This is a genomic window from Actinophytocola xanthii (genome assembly GCF_001921205.1).
Taxonomy (GTDB): domain Bacteria; phylum Actinomycetota; class Actinomycetes; order Mycobacteriales; family Pseudonocardiaceae; genus Actinophytocola; species Actinophytocola xanthii.
In genome coordinates, this window is record NZ_MSIE01000004.1 from 1 (window position 1) to 15,818 (window position 15,818).

Consider the following 15,818-nt stretch of genomic DNA (forward strand, 5'->3'; position numbering starts at 1 on the left):
CCTGGGCGACCCCTGGCCGGACGACGGCACCGCTCCGATGTCCGTAGCCCTGAACCGGATCAGCGCGGAGACCGGGGCCCTGTTCGTGGTCGCCGCCGGCAACACCGGGCCCTCCGAGGAGTCGATCGGCACCCCGGCGTCCGCCGACGCCGCGCTCACTGTCGGCGCGGTGGACCGCGAGGACGAGCTGGCGGAGTTCTCCAGCCGCGGTCCGCGGTGGGTCAACGGGGCGATCAAGCCCGACATCACGGCACCGGGTGTGGACATCGTCGCCGCGAAGGCCGCTCAGGGTGTGATCGGCACCCCCGCCGGTGAGGGCTACGTCTCACTGTCCGGCACCTCCATGGCCGCGCCGCACGTTGCCGGCGCGGCGGCGATCCTGGCCCAGCGCCATCCGGAGTGGACCGCCGAGGCGCTCAAGGCGACCCTGATGTCCAGCGCGAAGGCCAATCCGGAGCTGTCGGTGTTCGAGCAGGGCAGCGGTCGGGTGGATGTCGCGGCGGCGGTCGCCACGTCGGTGACGGCGTTCCCGGCGAGCCTGAGCGTGGGCACCGTCCAGTGGCCGCACGGCGACGACGAGCCGATCGCCAGCACGCTCACCTACCGCAACACCGGCACCAGCCCGGTGACCCTGGACCTGGTGGCAGACCTGCGCGGGCCGGACGGCGAGGCTGCACCCGAGGGGATGTTCACGCTCTCCACCGACCGGGTCACGGTGCCTGCCGGCGGATCTGCCGAGGCCATCCTCACCACCGACACCACCGTGGAGGCCCCTGACGGCATCTACAGCGGCACCGTCCTCGCCACGGCCGGGGAGACGACGGTACGCACCCCGGTCGCGGTGAACCGGGAGGTCGAGAGCTACGACGTGACCCTGCGTTTCCTCGGTAAGGACGGGAACCCGACGCCCGACTACTGGTTCCGCTTCGTCAGCCTGACCTCCCCCAAGGCCTACCTGCCCTACGACGAGTCGGGCACGGTGGTGGCCCGGCTGCCCAAGGGCGAGTACTACCTCGAGGCCACGACGTTCGACCCGACGGACCGGTCGAGCAGCGACGTCATCGAGCCGAGGTTCTCGGTGACCGGGCCGACCGAGGAAACCCTGGACCCCCGGCAGGCCAAGCCGATCGGGATGTCCGTCCGGGATCCGGACGCCCGCCCCGGCGAGGCCGTGGCGTCCTACGAGATGACGACCGAGTGGGGTAGTACCGGTGTCACCGCGATCATGCCGAACTTCGACGGGGTGACCACCCGCCCGTCGAGGACCACCGCGCCCGGTGCGTTCAGGTTCGTGCTGGAGGCGAGCCTGGCCGAGCCGGACGGAACCGAGGAGGGATCGGAGTTCCACGCCAGCCCGTACCTGTACCACGCGCAGCACACCGACGACAGCGGGCGCGTGCCGGACGACGTGTGGCCGCGGCTCACCGACGACCAGTTCGCCAGGGTTGTCTCGAGGCACGCGGTGGCGACGCCCGGCAAGATCGGCGTCCGGGACAGCATGCTCACGATGCCGCTCCCGTTCACCCTCACCGAGTACTACACCCCCGACGTGCAGTGGTGGCCGAACTTCACCGAGGCGGCGGAATGGAACGAGTTCCCGCCGAGCGGGCTCGGCAGCTTCACCGCCACACCGAAGACCTACCGCCTCGGGAAGGCCACGGAGGAGCGGTGGAACGTCGGGGTCTTCGGCCCCGGGGTGGCCTACGACGGCGGGTACGGCAGCTTCGGCCGGCTCGGTGACGAGCTGGTGGTCAACGTCGGCCTGCACTCGGACGGGAACCTGGGACGAGAGGGCCGGTCCTCGGACGCGACCGGAACGACCGAACTGCTGCTCGACGGCGAGGTCGTCGCGGAGAGCGAGTACCCGGGTTACGTCATCACGGAGGTCGGTCCGGAGCGCGCGACCTACACCGCCCGCACGACCGCCACCCAACCCGGTCCGCTCTCGACCCGGGTCGATGCGGAGTGGACGTTCAGCAGCGGGCATGTCGCCGGGGAGGACCCGGCACCGATTCCGGCGTTGGCGATGCGGTTCTCGCCGAACCTGGACGACCACAACGCGGCCAAGGCCGGGAAGCGGTTCCGCTTCCCGGTGCACGTGCAGCGCAACGGAGCCGAACGGCCGGGCCGGGTGAACCCGCCGCGGGTCGAGGTGTCCTATGACGACGGTCAGACCTGGCGGCAGGCCAGGCTGAGCCGCGACCGGGACCACTGGGTGGCGGAGGTGAACCACCCGAGGGACGCGGAGTTCGTCTCGTTGCGCTCCTCGGTCTCCGACCGCGACGGCAACACGTTGAAGCAGACCATCCTGCACGCCTACGCCCTGTCCTGACCCACCCTGTCCCATCCCGGAGAACGCGAGGCCCCCGTCCGGAACGGACGGGGGCCTCGCGCCGCGGGTGAGGGTGGTTCAGCTACCCGGCATCTTGCCGATCTGGTCGGCCGACGGGGCGGCGATCTCCACCGGCTCGCCCCACTTGCTGTAGGTGACCTTCGCGCTGGTCTGCGTGGTCGCACCCGACGCAGGGTCCTTCACCGGCATCTTGACCTGCACCTGAACCGGCAGGTCGTCCTCGTTGACCCAGAGCTCCACCGGGAACTCCTTCACCCCGGCCTGCTCGAGCGCGGACTTGGCGGCGGGGTCGGACTGCTCGGCGGCGAGCTTCTTGGCGTCGACCTTGATGGTGTAGTGCGTCGTCTGCTCGCCGTTGAGCTCCTCCTCCTTCTGGGAGGTCACCGTGCCGGAGTTCTTGAACTGCTCGAGCGTGGCACGCGGGTCGGCCTGCTCGCGCATCTGGTCGGTCATGCCGGCCAGAGCCTTGGACATCGGGTCGTTGCCCTGCGAGTCGATCTTCAGCCACGGCTTCCCGGGCTCGAGCTCCTCCGGCGTCTTGATGTAGAGGACGCCGTCGACGAACACCATCTCCATGTCGCCGTCGGGGGTGGACATGGTCATGGTCATCTTGGGATCGGCCGAGCCCAGCTCGATGTCGCCCTCGCCGGTCACCTTCTGCCCGCCGGCGTCCACGTCGATCACCATGTGCGCGGTGTTCGTGTCGGCCGTGCTGTCGCTGATGGACTTGGCCAACGCGGCGAGGTTGGTTGCCGCCTGCTCCGAGCCGCCGCCACCGTTGTTGGTGCCGGCGTCACCGCTGTCAGCCTCGTTGCCGCACGCACTCAGCGTCACGGCCAACGCGAACGCGGACAGCACCCCTGTCAACTTGCGCATGCGTGGTCACCCCTAAGAGTCGTTCCCGGTGGGGGAATTTGGTAGGAATGCAGCCTATCGGTAGTTCAGTCCGCGTACTCGTCGAGCCGAGCGCGGGAGGCCAGCAGGCGTCGCAACGACACCAGTCGACCGGGTGTGGCCTGGCCTTCGGCCGTCACGACGTCCAGCATGCAGCCGGGGTCCTCGGGGGCGCCGAGGTGCCCGCAGCCAGGGGGGCACTCCTCGGCCGGCTCCACGAACTCGTCGAACGCCGCGACGATGTCGTCGGGTTCGATGTGCGCCAATCCGAACGAGCGGATGCCCGGGGTGTCGACGACCCAGCCGCCGTCGGGCAGCGGCAGTGCCACCGCCGCGGTGGAGGTGTGCCGGCCCTTGCCGACCGCGCTCACCGCCGACACCGCCCGGTGGGCGTCGGGCACCAGCTTGTTGACCAGTGTGGACTTTCCGACCCCGGAGTGGCCCACCAGCGCGGAAACCTGGTCGGCCAGGCGTTCGCGCACCTCGTCGGGCTCGCGGTCGCTGCGGGTCACCAGCATCGGCAGGTCGAGCTCGGCGTAGGCGGCGCGGATGTCGTCCGCCGGTGCGAGGTCGGACTTGGTCAGGCACAGCACCGGCCGCAGACCGCCGGCGAACGCGGCGACCAGGCAGCGGTCGATGAACCCGGTTCGGGGCGGGGGATCGGCCAGCGAGCAGACGATCAACAACTGCTGGGCGTTGGCGACCACGAGCCGCTCGTAGGGGTCGTTGTCGTCGGCGGTGCGGCGCAGCACACTGGACCGGTCGGCCACCCGCACCACCCGCGCCAGCGTGTCCGGCTGGCCCGAGGTGTCCCCGACCAGGTCGACGAGGTCCCCGACGACGATCGGCGTGCGACCCAGCTCGCGGGCCCGCATCGCGACGACCTGACGGGAGGGCTTGCCGTCCAGGGCACAGGTCCACCGCCCGCGGTCGACGCCGACGACCATCGCCGCCCTGGCGTCGGCGTGTTCCGGGCGGCGCTTGCTGCGGGGCCGGGTGCCCTTGCCCGGGCGTACCCGGACGTCGGACTCGTCCAGCCGCTCCCAGTCCGGTCCCCGCCCGCGCCGGCTCACCTCGCGCGGCCCCCGTCCCATCCGTCGTTCATTACCCGATCCTCCCCCATGACGAGCGGCGGCGAGACCTCCCGGTGCCGACTGTCGGTGCGGCGTGTCACGATCGTTGACGTCGGAACGAGGAGGTGGGGCGAATGTGCGGCAGGTACGCGTCGACCAAGGACCCGGCGACGCTCGCCGCGGAGTTCGACGCGATGGACGCCACCGACGGCCACGGGCCGTCGGTCGACCACAACGTCGCGCCGACCAAGGACGTCGTGGCCGTCGTGCAGCGCCACCCGCGGGACGAGCAGGGCGAACCCGACCCCGACCACACCGTGCGCAGCCTGCGGGTGATGCGCTGGGGGCTGATCCCGCCGTGGTCCAAGGACCGCTCGGTCGGCGCCAAGATGATCAACGCCCGGTCCGAGACGGCGGCGACCAGCCGCGCGTTCAAGTCCTCGGTGGCCAGGCGCCGGTGCCTGCTCCCGGCCGACGGCTGGTTCGAGTGGCGCAAGGAGGGCGGCCACAAGCAGCCGTTCTTCATGACCAGGCCGGACGGGCAGAGCCTCGCCTTCGCCGGGCTCTGGACGACCTGGCGCGACCCCGCGGACAAGGACGGGCCGCCGCTGGTGAGCGCGGCCGTGCTGACCACGGCCGCGATCGGTCCGCTCGCCGACATCCACGACCGGATGCCGCTGCTCATGGCGCCGGAGCAGTGGGCGGCCTGGCTCGACCCGGACGCCGAGGACCCGGGAGAGCTGCTGACCTCGCCGCCGCCGATCGACCTGATCGAGTCGCTCGAGCTGCGGCCGGTGTCGAGCCGGGTCAACAATGTCCGCAACAACGGCCCCGAGCTGGTCGAGCGGGAGGAGCAGGTCACCGAGCTCGACGAACCCACGCTGTTCGACTCCTGACAGGCGGATGACCACCAAGAGCATCGACACCCCGCACGGCCCGGCGAGGGCCGAGCTGCACTGCGCCGAGGAGGGCCGTGCGGCGCTGCTGCTCGGCCACGGCGCCGGCGGCGGGGTCGGCGCGCCGGACCTGGTCGCGGCCACCCGCGGCGCCCAGGCGGCCGGCGTGCACGTCGCGCTGGTCGAGCAGCCGTACCGGGTGGCCGGCCGTCGGGCGCCGGCACCAGCCGCCCAGCTGGACACGGCCTGGCTCGCGGTCGCCGACGTCCTGTCCAAGGAGTGGTTCCACGACCTGCCGCTGGTCTTCGGCGGACGCTCCTCCGGTGCGCGGGTGGCCTGCCGCACCGCGGCGGAGGGCCAGGCCGTCGCGATCCTGTGCCTGGCGTTTCCCGTGCACCCGCCGGGCAAGCCCGACCGCAGCCGCATGCCCGAGCTGGACGCGGTGACCGTGCCCACGCTGGTCGTGCAGGGCGAATCCGACCCGTTCGGCATGCCCGGTCCTGGCCCGCACCGGGAGATCGTCGTCGTACCCGGCGACCACTCCCTGCGCCGCGACGCCGCGGGCCTGGCCCGCACGGTCCAGGAGTGGCTGGACCGCATCCTGCGCCCGCTCGGCTGATGGGGGTCCCCCACCCGGGGGAATGCTCACCGACTGTCGCGCGTTCCCCCTGACGTGCCTTCTGACGTGCTGAGCAGGTCCCCCCGCGTATCCTCGAGGGGGTCCTATGCGTATCCCACGATGGGACAGTTCGAACTGGAAGGGAGTGCGGTGCCACGCACCGATGCCCAGCCTGAGCCCGACGTCGGCGAGGTCGAGACCGAGGAACAGCGCGCAGAGCGGTTCGAGCGGGATGCCATGCCCCTGCTCGACCAGCTGTACGCGGCCGCCCTGCGGATGACGCGCAACCCGGCGGACGCCGAGGACCTGGTCCAGGAGACCTACCTCAAGGCCTATGCCGCGTTCGCCTCGTTCTCCAAGGGGACGAACCTGAAGGCCTGGCTGTACCGAATCCTCACCAACACCTACATCAACGGCTACCGCAAGCGGCAGCGCCAGCCGCAGCAGTCGCCGACCGAGGAGATCACGGACTGGCAGCTCGCCCAGGCCGAGAGCCACACCTCCACCGGGCTGCGCTCCGCCGAGGTCGAGGCCATGGACCGGCTGCCGGACAACGACGTCAAGGAAGCCCTGCAGCAGCTGCCGGAGGACTTCCGGCTCGCGGTGTACCTCGCCGACGTCGAGGGGTTCGCCTACAAGGAGATCGCGGACATAATGCACACGCCGATCGGTACGGTGATGTCCCGACTTCACCGTGGCCGTCGGCAGCTTCGTGACCTGCTGGCCGGGGTCGCGCGGGACCGCGGGTTCCTGCGAACGACCGAGCAAGAGGTGACCGGATCGTGAGCTGCGGCAAACCACACGAGACCGACTGTTCCGAGGTGCTCGAGCAGGTGTGGCTGTTCCTCGACCACGAGTGCGACCAGGAGCGGCGCAGGCTGCTGGAGCATCACCTGGACGAGTGCAGCCCCTGCCTCGAGCGGTTCGGCATCGAGGAGCACCTGAAGGTGCTGCTGAGGAGCAAGTGCGGCGGCGACCATGCCCCGGACGGCCTCAAGCGCCGGCTCCGGGAGAAAATTCGCGAGACTGTGGTCGAACAGGCAGCTACGACCGTGCAGGATGGTGCCGAGCCGCGGTGAGAGTGGCAACGCCGCGGCAACACCCGCATGGGAGGATCGGGCGATGACCGAGCAGATTCGGGCCGAGATAGTCGCCAACGTGATGTCGGTGGTGGCGCGGCCGGGGACCAGGATCGACGAGGGCGACACCGTGGTGATCCTCGAGTCGATGAAGATGGAGATCCCCGTCCTGTCCGAGTACACGGGCGTGCTGACCTCGATCGCCGTCAAGGAAGGCGACGTGGTGCAGGAGCACGACCTGATCGCCGTCGTCGACTAGCCACCCCCGAGTCGCTCCAGTGTCGACGCTCTCCGACCTGCTCGCCGAGCACACCAAGCTCTCCGGTGACGAGGTCGACCACCTGCAGATGGTGGTCGCCGAGTGGCAGCTGCTGTCCGACCTGTCCTTCGCCGACCTGTTGATGTGGGTGCCGATCGGCGAGCCGCCGACCCCGGGGCAGACCGAGGTCGAGTACCTCTGCGTGGCGCAGGCGCGGCCGACGACAGCGCCCACGGCCCACCCCGAGGACGTCGTCGGCAGTACCCAGCCCGTCGAGGAGCATCCGCAGCTGCGCCGGGCCGCCGACGAGCGACGGGTCTGCCGCGAGGAGGACCCGCGTTGGTACCACGGGGTCCCGGTGCGCCGCGAGGCCGTTCCGGTGACCTTCGACGACAAGGTGATCGCGGTGCTCTCGCGGGAGACCGACCTCGCCGTGCCACGGGTGCCGAGCGCGTTGGAGATCGCCTATCTCGGTATCGCCGCCGACCTGTGCCAGATGGTCGCGGACGGAAGCTTTCCCACCTCGGAGCCGGCCGCCGACGTGCACACCAGCCCGCGGGTCGGGGACGGGCTGATCCGCCTCGACCCCAGCGGCACCGTGGTGTTCGCGAGTCCCAACGCCCAGTCCGCCTACCACCGGATGGGGCACCCGGCCGAGCTCCTCGGCGTGCGGCTGGCCCCGCTGACCAGGGGGTTGATCGCGGACCCGTTCGACGCCACGGAGATCGCCCAGCGCATCCTGGCGGCATTGGACGGGCAGCCCAGCATGCGGGCCGAGGCCGAGTCGCACCGCGGTGCCGGTGTCCTGTTCCGGGCGCTGCCCCTGCGTCCCGGCGGCAAGGCCGCCGGCGCGCTCGTACTGGTCCGGGACGTGACCGAGGTGCGCCGCCGCGACCGCGCCCTGATGTCCAAGGACGCGACGATCCGCGAGATCCACCACCGGGTCAAGAACAACCTGCAGACGGTGGCGGCGCTGCTGCGCCTGCAGTCCCGGCGCACGGCGAGCCCGGAGGCGAGGGCCGCGCTGGCCGAGTCCGTCCGCCGGGTCGCCGCGATCGCCATGGTGCACGAGGCGCTGTCCACCTCGGTGGACGAGAAGGTCGACCTGAACTCTTTACTGGACAAGGTGATTCCCGTCGTCGGCGATGTCGCTGTCGCCGAGAACCACGTCCGGGTGCGCAGGAAGGGCCAGTTCGGGGTGGTCGCCGCGGAGGTGGCGACGCCCCTGGTGATGGTGCTGACCGAGCTGGTGCAGAACGCCATCGAGCATGCCTATCCCGCCGGCGTGAGCGGGGAGGTGGAGGTCTGCGCCCAGCGGACCGCGCGGTGGCTCGACGTCGTGGTCACCGACGACGGCCGCGGTCTGCCCAAGGGTTTCTCGCTCGAGCGCTCCAACGGGCTGGGGCTGCAGATCGTGCGCACGCTGGTCGAGTCCGAGCTACGCGGGTCCCTGTCGATGCGCCGGCGGCCGCGGGGCGGAACGGAAGCCGTGCTGCGGGTTCCGCTCTCCCACCGCCGGCAGTAGTAACCCCAGAAACACTAAGGCCCGGATCCCCTTGGGGAACCGGGCCTTTTTCGACGTCAGGGGAGAGTCAGGCGTTGCTGCCAGTCCGCGTACGGGCGTTGCGACGCTTGAGCGCGCGACGCTCGTCCTCACTCATACCGCCCCACACGCCTGCGTCCTGGCCGCTCTGCAGAGCCCAGGTCAGGCAGTTGGCAGCGACGGTGCAACGGTGGCAAACGGCCTTCGCCTGGGCAACCTGCAGTATCGCCGGACCGCTGGTTCCCACGGGGAAGAACAGCTCGGGGTCCTCGTCACGGCAGGCCGCGCGGTGGCGCCAGTCCATTTCTACGTGCTCCTCGCTTTGGGCGCGTTCAGAAGCGCCTCAGTCGGTCATCCGGTCTTGGGGTGCTTGTGAATGCTTTCACGAACGAGCGAGATGTCAAGGCCTCTTCATCAGCCCGTGCCGGACCTCACCCGAAAGATCGACGTCAGAGGCCTGCGAGAGCACAGAGTAACAATTAGGTCACGACTGCGTCTCGGCCCTCAAGTGTCTCTTCGGGGTCCTCCCGGCGTCAGGAGAGGGGGTACCCAGCCACCGAAAGGGCATTCCTGACCGACGAAATTCGCACGCTGGTGCGCTCTCCAATGAGATCACCGTCACACTGAACGCGAACCGGGTCGGCGCTCGTGATCGTCAGTTCCGGCACGTCGTCCCGACGCAGCAGTTTTCGGCCGCGCTGCTCTCCCTTCCGACTGATCGCCTGACCGAGATGCCTGAGCACGGTCGGTAGCCGGAGTGAGTGCAGTGCGAACACGCCGAGGTCCCCGTCGAAGCCGCAGCCGCGGTTGAGGTGGATCGGGCGGGAGCCGAGGTAGGTCCAGGGGTCGGTGTTCGACACGAACACCAGGCGCAGGCCCTCGACGTCCTCCGCCCCGGGCATCGCCACGGTCAGCCGGGGCTTTCCGTGCGAGGGCTTGAGGTACTGCGTGACCGCGACCCGGGTGTACAGCGCCGGGCTCGCCTTCTTGCCCCGCTTGCGGTCCACCTCGGCGACCACGTCGGCATCCAGGCCGACCCCTGCCGAGAAGGTGAACCACCGCGCCGGGTCGCCGGGCTTGTCCGACTCCACCCGGCCCAGCCCCACCCGCCGCGACCGCCGGTCCTCGAGGGCGTGCAGCAGCTGGTGGGTGGCGTCGACCGGGTCGCGGGGGACGCCGAGGGACCGCGCGAAGACGTTCGCCGAACCGCCCGGCACGATCCCGAGCATCGGCACCTCCGGCCCGACACCGTGGGCCAGCAGGCCGTTCACCACCTCGTTGACCGTGCCGTCGCCGCCGTGGGCGACGACGAGGTCGGCGCCGTCGCCGGCCGCCTGGGCGGCGGCGGCCAGGGCGTGGCCGCGGTAGTCGGTCTCCAGGATCTCGAGCTTGTTGACCTCGCTGGCCAGTGCGTGCGCCAGCACGTCTCGGCCGGCCGCCGTGGTCGCGGTCGCCTTCGGGTTCACCACCAGCACTGCGCGCATGACCGCAGGGTAGGCGAGGGGTGGTGGCGCAGCGCTACCATCCATCCGAACTCACACCCCGGACGAAGGACGAAGCGTGCGCATCGCATCCGACGCCCCCGCGAGTGTCCGCGGCGGCGGGGTCCTCGTCGCCCTCCAGGGGCTGGCCGGGCTCGCGTTCGCGGTCGCGCTGCTGGTCCGGGCCATGGGCGGCGCGTCGACCCAGGGCAACAACGTCTACGGGGAGGCGGGCTACTTCGCCGTGATCGGCGTGGCGGTCCTGGCCGTCGGCATCGGGCTGGTGCTCGGCCGGTACTGGGCGCGCAGCCCGGCGGTGGTCGTCGAGCTGCTGCTGCTCGGGGTCGCCTGGTATGCCGCGGGTCCCTCCGGGCGTCCAGAGTTCGGAATTCCGGTCGGCGTGATGTGCGTGGTCGTGCTGTTCCTGCTTTTCTCCGCGCGGTCGCGGGAGTGGGCGTTGGGGCTGGACGAGGACGAGGACGGGAAACCGACTAACGGCGGGTAGTGGCGCGTTCGCCAACGGGTGAACCTGATGGGGTTCCTGTCCCTGCTCCGCGGCTCGCGAGGCCGCGGGATTTTCGAGGTGATCCCCAATGCGTTTCGTTCGAGTCGGGGCGGCTCTGGTGGGTGCGGCGGCGGCGGTGCTCGGATTCCTGTCGGCGCCGGCCGCCGCCGACGAGCCGATTGTCGGACCGGCCATTATCGACGGCAGTTTCGCGCAGAACGCGCCGTGGGCGGCGCGGCTGTTCGTGAACGGCCAGGAGAACTGCTCGGCGACGATCATCGCGCCGACCTGGGTGCTGACCGCGCAGCACTGCGTGTCCGGTGGCACTGTCTCGTTCAACATCGGCAACCTGGACCAGACCCAGGGTGAGTCGGCCACGGCTGTCGCCATCCACAACCACCCCTCGGCGGACATCGCGCTGGCCCAGCTGGACCACGCGGTGTCGGCGACGTACTCGCCGTTGGGCACGGCGTCGGCGGTGGGTGTGGGGCAGACCGTGCAGGTGTACGGGTGGGGTGCCACCTGTACGGACCAGCCGGAGATCAATTGTCAGTCGCAGTTCCTGAAGGTCGCCAACGTGAGCGTGAGCGCGACGGACTGCTCGGATTGGTTGGGTGGGGTCGCGGTATGTGCCAACCGAATCGACGGAATCACCGCGGGTGGTGACTCGGGCGGGCCGATGTTCGCCACCAGCCCGGTGGATGGTGGGTATTACCAGGTGGGAGTTGCGTCCACCAGCGACCGTCTGACGTTCACGGCCTACACGAATATCACGGTGTACCGGGACTGGATTGCTGGTATTGCCGGGGTGTAATGCTCCCTGGGCCGGTGAATCTCGTACTCCGGTCTGACACCGTCGGACCGGAGTACGGGACGGCCTGTGCGAGGGAGCCTCGGGGGTGGAGGGAGCTTGGACTTTTTGGTCCGGACTACCTCCGCCCCTCCTGTCGATCAACGTGAGGCGAGCACAGGGAGGATGACCGCGGATGGGCCTTGAGCTCGTCAACCCCGACGATCTTCCTCGGCCGCCTACCTACACCCACGTGGTGGTGGCGACGGGTACTCGGCTGGTGTTCGTCGCCGGGCAGGAGCCGGAGGACGCGCGTGGTGAGCTGGTTGGGGCGGGGGACCTCGCGGTGCAGGCGCGTCAGGTGTTCGCCAACCTCGGGCGCGCTCTGGCCGCCGTCGGTGCTCGGCCGGACCAGGTTGCCAAGATCACGATCTATGTGGTGGGCCATCGACCCGAGTACCTCGCCGTTGTCGAGGCGGCTCGGGTGGAGCTTTTCGGAACGCACAAGCCGGCGGACACGATCGTGGGGGTGGAAAGGCTCGCCAGGGCTGAGTACCTGATCGAGGTCGACGCGATCGCGGTTGTGGACGGGTAGGGGGGCGGACGACCTAGTCGTTCGCGGGGGTGGTTCCTGCCAGTTGGGTCAGGGCGGGGCCGCTGACTCGGTAGACCGTCCACTCGTCCATGGGGGTGGCGCCGATCGACTCGTAGAAGTCGATCGCGGGCTTGTTCCAGTTGAGCACCCACCACTGGAGGCGGGTGTAGCCGTTTCGTACGCATTCTTCGGCCAGTGCGGCCAGGAGGGCCTTGCCCAGGCCGGTGCCGCGGGCGGCGGGGCGGACGTAGAGGTCCTCGAGGTAGATGCCGTGCACGCCGTCCCAGGTGGAGAAGTTTCTGAACCACAGGGCGCAGCCCACCACCTCGCCGTCCAGCTCGGCGACGTGGGCGAACAGGGCGGGGTCGGGGCCGAACAGCGCGAGATGGAGCTGCTCGGGGGTAATGTGGCACTCGTCGGGGGCGCGTTCGTACTCGGCCAGCTCGTAGATGAGCTTCACCAGAGAGTCCACATCGGACTCGGTGGCGCGTCGGATGCGTTGGTCCGGCAACTGGATCTCCGTCTACAGCGAGGAAGGCACGTTCAGCCGCTTGATCTGCGGTTCGCCGCGCTCGTCGCCGAGCACCGTGACGGCGGCGGCCTCGAGTGCGAAGTGGACTCCGGCGGTTGGTTCGAGGCCGAGCCAGGTGGCCACCAGGACGCGGCTGAAGTGGCCGTGTCCCACCAGGATGACATCGCCAGCGGGCAGCGCGGCGCGCGCTCGCTCCAGAACGCGGTCGGCCCGGACGGCGACCTGCTCGGCGGTCTCGCCGCCGGGACTCGGGTGCGTCCACACCGTCCAACCGGGAACCGTCTCACGGATCTTGGGCGTGGACAGGCCTTCGTACTCCCCGTAGGCCCACTCGGCGAGGTCCTCGGTGACGAGCTCGGGGGTCAGGCCGGCGAGCTCGGCGGTGCGCAGGGCACGGGTACGAGGGCTGGAGGCGACCAGGGCGGGCGGGTCCGTCCCGCGCATGGTGGTCAGCAGACGGCCCGCCTCGCCGGCGCGCCGCTCGCCCTCGGCGGTAAGGGGGAGATCGGACACGCTGGTGTGCCGGCCGGTGCGTGACCACTCGGTCTCGCCGTGCCGGAGCAGGTAGAGCGCGGACATCTGGAACCTCCTGTGTGTACAGGCTAGCCGGGGAGCCGAGGCGTGCGCCTGGCCGCGGCCTCGGTGATCCTCGTGAGGTTGCGCTCACCCCAGGTGCCGAGCGGAAGCAGTGCGGTGTTCAGCGACTCGCCGAACTCGGTCAGCGAGTACTCCACGCGCGGCGGGACCTCGGGGTAGACCTCGCGGTGGACCAGGCCGTCGGACTCCAGCTGCCGCAGCTGCTGGGCGAGCACCTTCTCGGTGACGCCGGAGACGCGTCGGCGCAGCTCGCCGAACCGGCATGGGCCGTGGGCGTGCAGGGCCCAGAGGATCAGCGGCTTCCACTTGCCCCCGACCATGTCGACGGCGGCGTCGAGACCGCAGCTGAAGGTACGCATTACTCACCTTTCGGTCAGTACCTGACTTCGAAGTGGGTACTTGTCCACTCCCGAGGCTAGGCCGAGGGTTGGGGACATGACCAAGATCCCCGTGAGCGTGCTCGGCCTGGGTCGGATGGGCCGGGCGCTGGCCGGCGCCCTGATCGCGGCCGGGCACCCGACCACCGTCTGGAACCGCACCCCCTCGCGCGCCGCCGACCTCGACGGCGCCGTCGTCGCCCCCGATGTCGCCACCGCCGTCGCGGCGTCTCCGCTGGTGATCGTGTGCGTGCTCGACCACGCGGCGGTCGAGGACGTCCTCGCCGCGGCCGGTCCGCTGTCGGACGCGGTCACCGTCGTGAACCTGACCACCAGCACACCGTCCCAGACCCGTGCTCTCGCCCGCCGGGTGCCCAGCTACCTCGACGGCGGGATCATGGCGATCCCGTCGCTGATCGCCACGCCCGCCGCGGTGATCCTCTACAGCGGCTCGCCCGAGGCCTTCGCCGCCCACAGGCCGGTGCTCGAGGTGCTCGGCGGGGCCCAACACCTCGGGGCGGACCCCGGCCTGGCGTCGCTCTACGACCTGGCGTTGCTGGCCGCGATGTACGGCATGTTCGGCGGTTTCCTGCACGCCGCCGCGCTGGTCCGCTCGACCGGACGGCCGGTCGCCGAGTTCACCTCGGCGCTGCTGCTCCCCTGGCTCTCCGCGATGCTCACCGCGGTGCCGGGGATGGCCGAGCAGGTGGACTCGGGGGACTACGCCGCCCGGGACGCGTCGCTGGCGATGCAGGCGGGGACCGACACGATCACCGAGGTGAGCCGGGAGCAGGGGGTGAGCGCGGAGCTGTACGCGCCGATGCGTGCGCTGATGGTGCGTGCCGTCGCCGAGGGCCGCGGTGGCGACGACCTGGCGAGCGTCGTCGAGCTGCTTGTGCGCCCGACTGTCGGGGGTGCCGGCTAGCGTCCAGCCCATGAGAGCAGCGGGTACGTTCACGGTGGCCACCTTCCAGTCGACCGAGGCCGGCGGCATCCGAGTAGCCGGCGACGGCACCCACATCTCGATCGACTACTCCTTGTAGCGGCGGTGACCACAGTGGACAAGTACGACGTCAAGAAGGCGCACCGGACGCTGTACTCGCCGTCGGCTCGGGAGTTCGCGGTCGTCGAGGTGCCGGAGCTGCGGTACCTCGCCGTGGACGGACGCGGCGACCCGAACACGTCGGAGGCGTACGCGAACGCGGTCGCGGCGTTGTACGGGGTGGCGTACACGGTGAAGTTCGGGAGCAGGAAGGTGCTCGGCCGGGACTTCGTGGTGGGCCCGTTGCAGGGGCTGTGGCGAGCCGACGATCCGGCCGCGTTCCACACGCGACACAAGCAGGTGTGGGAGTGGACGATGATGATCAGCCAACCGCCGTGGGTCACCGAGGACATGGTTCGAGCCGCGGTGGAGGACGTAGCGAAGAAGAAGACGTTGCCGGGGCTGGAGGGCGTCGGTCTGCGGACCCTCGTCGAGGGGACCTGCGTGCAGATCCTGCACATCGGGCCGTACGACGACGAGGGACCCACGTTGGAGCGGCTGCACAGCCGGTACCTGCCCGAGAACGGCCTCACCTTCAACGGCGACCACCACGAGATCTACCTGAGCGACGTCCGTCGGACCGCGCCGGAGAAGCTTCGGACAATCCTGCGGCAGCCGGTCAAGGCTGGGTGATGCCGGGTTCTCGGAGCCAGGTGGCGATGTCGTCGAGGTCGTGTGCGGTGAGGCCGATGCTGGGGGGCACGGCGTGGAGGAGCGCTGGGCCGGGATGGTGGTTCACCACCCAGGTTCGGTCGGCGCCGGTGATCTCGTCGTCGACCCAGACGAAGGGGCGGCCGGCGGCATGGGCGACGATGGCCGGAGTCTTCCAGTGCAGCCTGGTGTCGTCGTCCTCGGAATCGGGCCAGGTGAGTACTGGGAGGTCGGGTAGGCCGAGCAGAGGGCTGAGGCAGTCGTTGGCGTCCGCCATCCAGGTGGTCGCCCAGACGAGATCGCAGCCGAGCGACAACAGCCGCGGGCCGAGTGCCGGGTTGACTCGGGCGAGCAGGGGGTTGGGGAGGTTCTCGGAGGGGGAGAACTCGCGAGCGGGACCGCCAAAGGGGATCAGGGGGCCGTCCACATCCAGGAACAGGAAGGGGTTGGGGTGCGTCATGGCGTGCGGCCGACCCCTCTCACGGCCGTGATCGTTCAACACCGGTCCGACGGCGGGGAGTAGGTGTCGGCG

At 70.3% G+C, this 15,818-nt stretch carries 20 protein-coding genes; 12 read left to right on the top strand and 8 right to left on the bottom strand.

Going from position 1 to position 15,818, the window contains the following annotated elements:
• The coding region (locus BU204_RS03070) for a S8 family serine peptidase (RefSeq protein ID WP_075123984.1) at positions 1 to 2,332 on the top strand (2,332 nt) is incomplete at its 5' end.
• A 78-nt stretch (positions 2,333 to 2,410) separates the two neighbouring features.
• Here the strand turns inward: BU204_RS03070 and BU204_RS03075 are convergent.
• Positions 2,411 to 3,229, bottom strand: a complete 819-nt coding sequence (locus BU204_RS03075) for a DUF6612 family protein (RefSeq protein ID WP_075123985.1) — start codon at positions 3,227 to 3,229, stop codon at positions 2,411 to 2,413.
• A 65-nt stretch (positions 3,230 to 3,294) separates the two neighbouring features.
• Complete coding sequence (gene rsgA, locus BU204_RS03080) at positions 3,295 to 4,341, bottom strand: ribosome small subunit-dependent GTPase A (protein ID WP_075123986.1); 1,047 nt, start codon at positions 4,339 to 4,341, stop codon at positions 3,295 to 3,297.
• Positions 4,342 to 4,454: 113 nt separating this feature from the next.
• On the opposite strand from rsgA, the gene BU204_RS03085 reads away from it, so the two are divergent.
• The 6 genes from BU204_RS03085 to BU204_RS03110 all read left to right on the top strand — a co-directional run bounded on the left by BU204_RS03085 (position 4,455) and on the right by BU204_RS03110 (position 8,698).
• Positions 4,455 to 5,216, top strand: a complete 762-nt coding sequence (locus BU204_RS03085) for an SOS response-associated peptidase (RefSeq protein WP_075123987.1) — start codon at positions 4,455 to 4,457, stop codon at positions 5,214 to 5,216.
• A 7-nt stretch (positions 5,217 to 5,223) separates the two neighbouring features.
• Positions 5,224 to 5,835 carry an alpha/beta hydrolase family protein gene (locus BU204_RS03090; RefSeq protein WP_075123988.1) on the top strand — a complete coding sequence of 204 codons (612 nt, stop codon included), beginning with the start codon at positions 5,224 to 5,226 and terminating at the stop codon, positions 5,833 to 5,835.
• Positions 5,836 to 5,955: 120 nt separating this feature from the next.
• A complete protein-coding gene (locus BU204_RS03095; protein ID WP_083660964.1) occupies positions 5,956 to 6,621 on the top strand; it encodes a sigma-70 family RNA polymerase sigma factor in 666 nt (221 codons plus the stop codon).
• Entirely contained in the window at positions 6,618 to 6,914 is a 297-nt protein-coding gene (rsrA, locus tag BU204_RS03100) for a mycothiol system anti-sigma-R factor (RefSeq protein WP_075123990.1), read from the top strand. The genes BU204_RS03095 and rsrA overlap by 4 nt, the downstream gene beginning before the upstream one ends.
• A gap of 43 nt (positions 6,915 to 6,957) precedes the next feature.
• Positions 6,958 to 7,173, top strand: coding sequence for a biotin/lipoyl-binding carrier protein (locus BU204_RS03105; protein ID WP_075123991.1), 216 nt, complete (start codon positions 6,958 to 6,960; stop codon positions 7,171 to 7,173).
• A 19-nt stretch (positions 7,174 to 7,192) separates the two neighbouring features.
• On the top strand, positions 7,193 to 8,698 hold the full coding sequence (locus BU204_RS03110) for a sensor histidine kinase (RefSeq protein WP_075123992.1): 1,506 nt from the start codon (positions 7,193 to 7,195) through the stop codon (positions 8,696 to 8,698).
• Positions 8,699 to 8,765: 67 nt separating this feature from the next.
• Here BU204_RS03110 and BU204_RS03115 read toward each other — a convergent pair whose 3' ends face one another.
• Entirely contained in the window at positions 8,766 to 9,020 is a 255-nt protein-coding gene (locus BU204_RS03115; protein ID WP_075123993.1) for a WhiB family transcriptional regulator, read from the bottom strand.
• Between the two features lie 229 nt (positions 9,021 to 9,249).
• The gene (locus BU204_RS03120) at positions 9,250 to 10,200 is read right to left on the bottom strand and encodes a diacylglycerol/lipid kinase family protein (RefSeq protein WP_075123994.1); all 951 of its coding nucleotides are present in this window, start codon (positions 10,198 to 10,200) and stop codon (positions 9,250 to 9,252) included.
• 76 nt (positions 10,201 to 10,276) lie between these two features.
• On the opposite strand from BU204_RS03120, the gene BU204_RS03125 reads away from it, so the two are divergent.
• From BU204_RS03125 to BU204_RS03135, 3 genes are all read left to right on the top strand, one after another.
• Entirely contained in the window at positions 10,277 to 10,702 is a 426-nt protein-coding gene (locus BU204_RS03125) for a TMEM200 family protein (RefSeq protein WP_083660965.1), read from the top strand.
• Between the two features lie 88 nt (positions 10,703 to 10,790).
• Complete coding sequence (locus BU204_RS03130; protein ID WP_075123995.1) at positions 10,791 to 11,516, top strand: S1 family peptidase; 726 nt, start codon at positions 10,791 to 10,793, stop codon at positions 11,514 to 11,516.
• A gap of 172 nt (positions 11,517 to 11,688) precedes the next feature.
• Positions 11,689 to 12,087: a RidA family protein gene (locus BU204_RS03135; RefSeq protein WP_075123996.1), complete on the top strand. Its 399-nt coding sequence runs from the start codon at positions 11,689 to 11,691 to the stop codon at positions 12,085 to 12,087.
• Positions 12,088 to 12,100: 13 nt separating this feature from the next.
• On the opposite strand, the gene BU204_RS03140 is transcribed toward BU204_RS03135, so the two are convergent.
• The 3 genes from BU204_RS03140 to BU204_RS03150 all read right to left on the bottom strand — a co-directional run bounded on the left by BU204_RS03140 (position 12,101) and on the right by BU204_RS03150 (position 13,575).
• On the bottom strand, positions 12,101 to 12,547 hold the full coding sequence (locus BU204_RS03140) for a GNAT family N-acetyltransferase (protein WP_233159141.1): 447 nt from the start codon (positions 12,545 to 12,547) through the stop codon (positions 12,101 to 12,103).
• Positions 12,548 to 12,610: 63 nt separating this feature from the next.
• Positions 12,611 to 13,198, bottom strand: a complete 588-nt coding sequence (locus BU204_RS03145; protein ID WP_075123998.1) for a histidine phosphatase family protein — start codon at positions 13,196 to 13,198, stop codon at positions 12,611 to 12,613.
• A 23-nt stretch (positions 13,199 to 13,221) separates the two neighbouring features.
• The gene (locus BU204_RS03150) at positions 13,222 to 13,575 is read right to left on the bottom strand and encodes a winged helix-turn-helix transcriptional regulator (RefSeq protein WP_075123999.1); all 354 of its coding nucleotides are present in this window, start codon (positions 13,573 to 13,575) and stop codon (positions 13,222 to 13,224) included.
• Positions 13,576 to 13,651: 76 nt separating this feature from the next.
• Between BU204_RS03150 and BU204_RS03155 the strand changes: the two genes are divergently transcribed.
• Both BU204_RS03155 and BU204_RS03160 read left to right on the top strand, forming a co-directional pair.
• Entirely contained in the window at positions 13,652 to 14,518 is an 867-nt protein-coding gene (locus tag BU204_RS03155; RefSeq protein ID WP_075124000.1) for an NAD(P)-dependent oxidoreductase, read from the top strand.
• Between the two features lie 123 nt (positions 14,519 to 14,641).
• Positions 14,642 to 15,268 carry a GyrI-like domain-containing protein gene (locus tag BU204_RS03160; protein WP_332888565.1) on the top strand — a complete coding sequence of 209 codons (627 nt, stop codon included), beginning with the start codon at positions 14,642 to 14,644 and terminating at the stop codon, positions 15,266 to 15,268.
• On the opposite strand, the gene BU204_RS03165 is transcribed toward BU204_RS03160, so the two are convergent.
• Entirely contained in the window at positions 15,255 to 15,746 is a 492-nt protein-coding gene (locus BU204_RS03165; protein ID WP_075124002.1) for an HAD domain-containing protein, read from the bottom strand. The genes BU204_RS03160 and BU204_RS03165 overlap by 14 nt on opposite strands.
• Between the last annotated feature and the right edge of the window lie 72 nt (positions 15,747 to 15,818).

Bases quoted from the DNA above. Each gene is read 5' to 3' on its own strand.
- BU204_RS03145 (WP_075123998.1), bottom strand. From the start codon at position 13,198: ATGTCCGCGCTCTACCTGCTCCGGCACGGCGAGACCGAGTGGTCACGC.
- BU204_RS03090 (WP_075123988.1), top strand. From the start codon at position 5,224: ATGACCACCAAGAGCATCGACACCCCGCACGGCCCGGCGAGGGCCGAG.
- BU204_RS03150 (WP_075123999.1), bottom strand. From the start codon at position 13,575: ATGCGTACCTTCAGCTGCGGTCTCGACGCCGCCGTCGACATGGTCGGG.
- BU204_RS03165 (WP_075124002.1), bottom strand. From the start codon at position 15,746: ATGACGCACCCCAACCCCTTCCTGTTCCTGGATGTGGACGGCCCCCTG.
- BU204_RS03130 (WP_075123995.1), top strand. From the start codon at position 10,791: ATGCGTTTCGTTCGAGTCGGGGCGGCTCTGGTGGGTGCGGCGGCGGCG.
- BU204_RS03115 (WP_075123993.1), bottom strand. From the start codon at position 9,020: ATGGACTGGCGCCACCGCGCGGCCTGCCGTGACGAGGACCCCGAGCTG.
- BU204_RS03135 (WP_075123996.1), top strand. From the start codon at position 11,689: ATGGGCCTTGAGCTCGTCAACCCCGACGATCTTCCTCGGCCGCCTACC.
- BU204_RS03155 (WP_075124000.1), top strand. From the start codon at position 13,652: ATGACCAAGATCCCCGTGAGCGTGCTCGGCCTGGGTCGGATGGGCCGG.
- BU204_RS03120 (WP_075123994.1), bottom strand. From the start codon at position 10,200: ATGCGCGCAGTGCTGGTGGTGAACCCGAAGGCGACCGCGACCACGGCG.
- BU204_RS03095 (WP_083660964.1), top strand. From the start codon at position 5,956: ATGGGACAGTTCGAACTGGAAGGGAGTGCGGTGCCACGCACCGATGCC.
- rsgA (WP_075123986.1), bottom strand. From the start codon at position 4,341: ATGGGACGGGGGCCGCGCGAGGTGAGCCGGCGCGGGCGGGGACCGGAC.
- BU204_RS03085 (WP_075123987.1), top strand. From the start codon at position 4,455: ATGTGCGGCAGGTACGCGTCGACCAAGGACCCGGCGACGCTCGCCGCG.
- BU204_RS03075 (WP_075123985.1), bottom strand. From the start codon at position 3,229: ATGCGCAAGTTGACAGGGGTGCTGTCCGCGTTCGCGTTGGCCGTGACG.
- BU204_RS03105 (WP_075123991.1), top strand. From the start codon at position 6,958: ATGACCGAGCAGATTCGGGCCGAGATAGTCGCCAACGTGATGTCGGTG.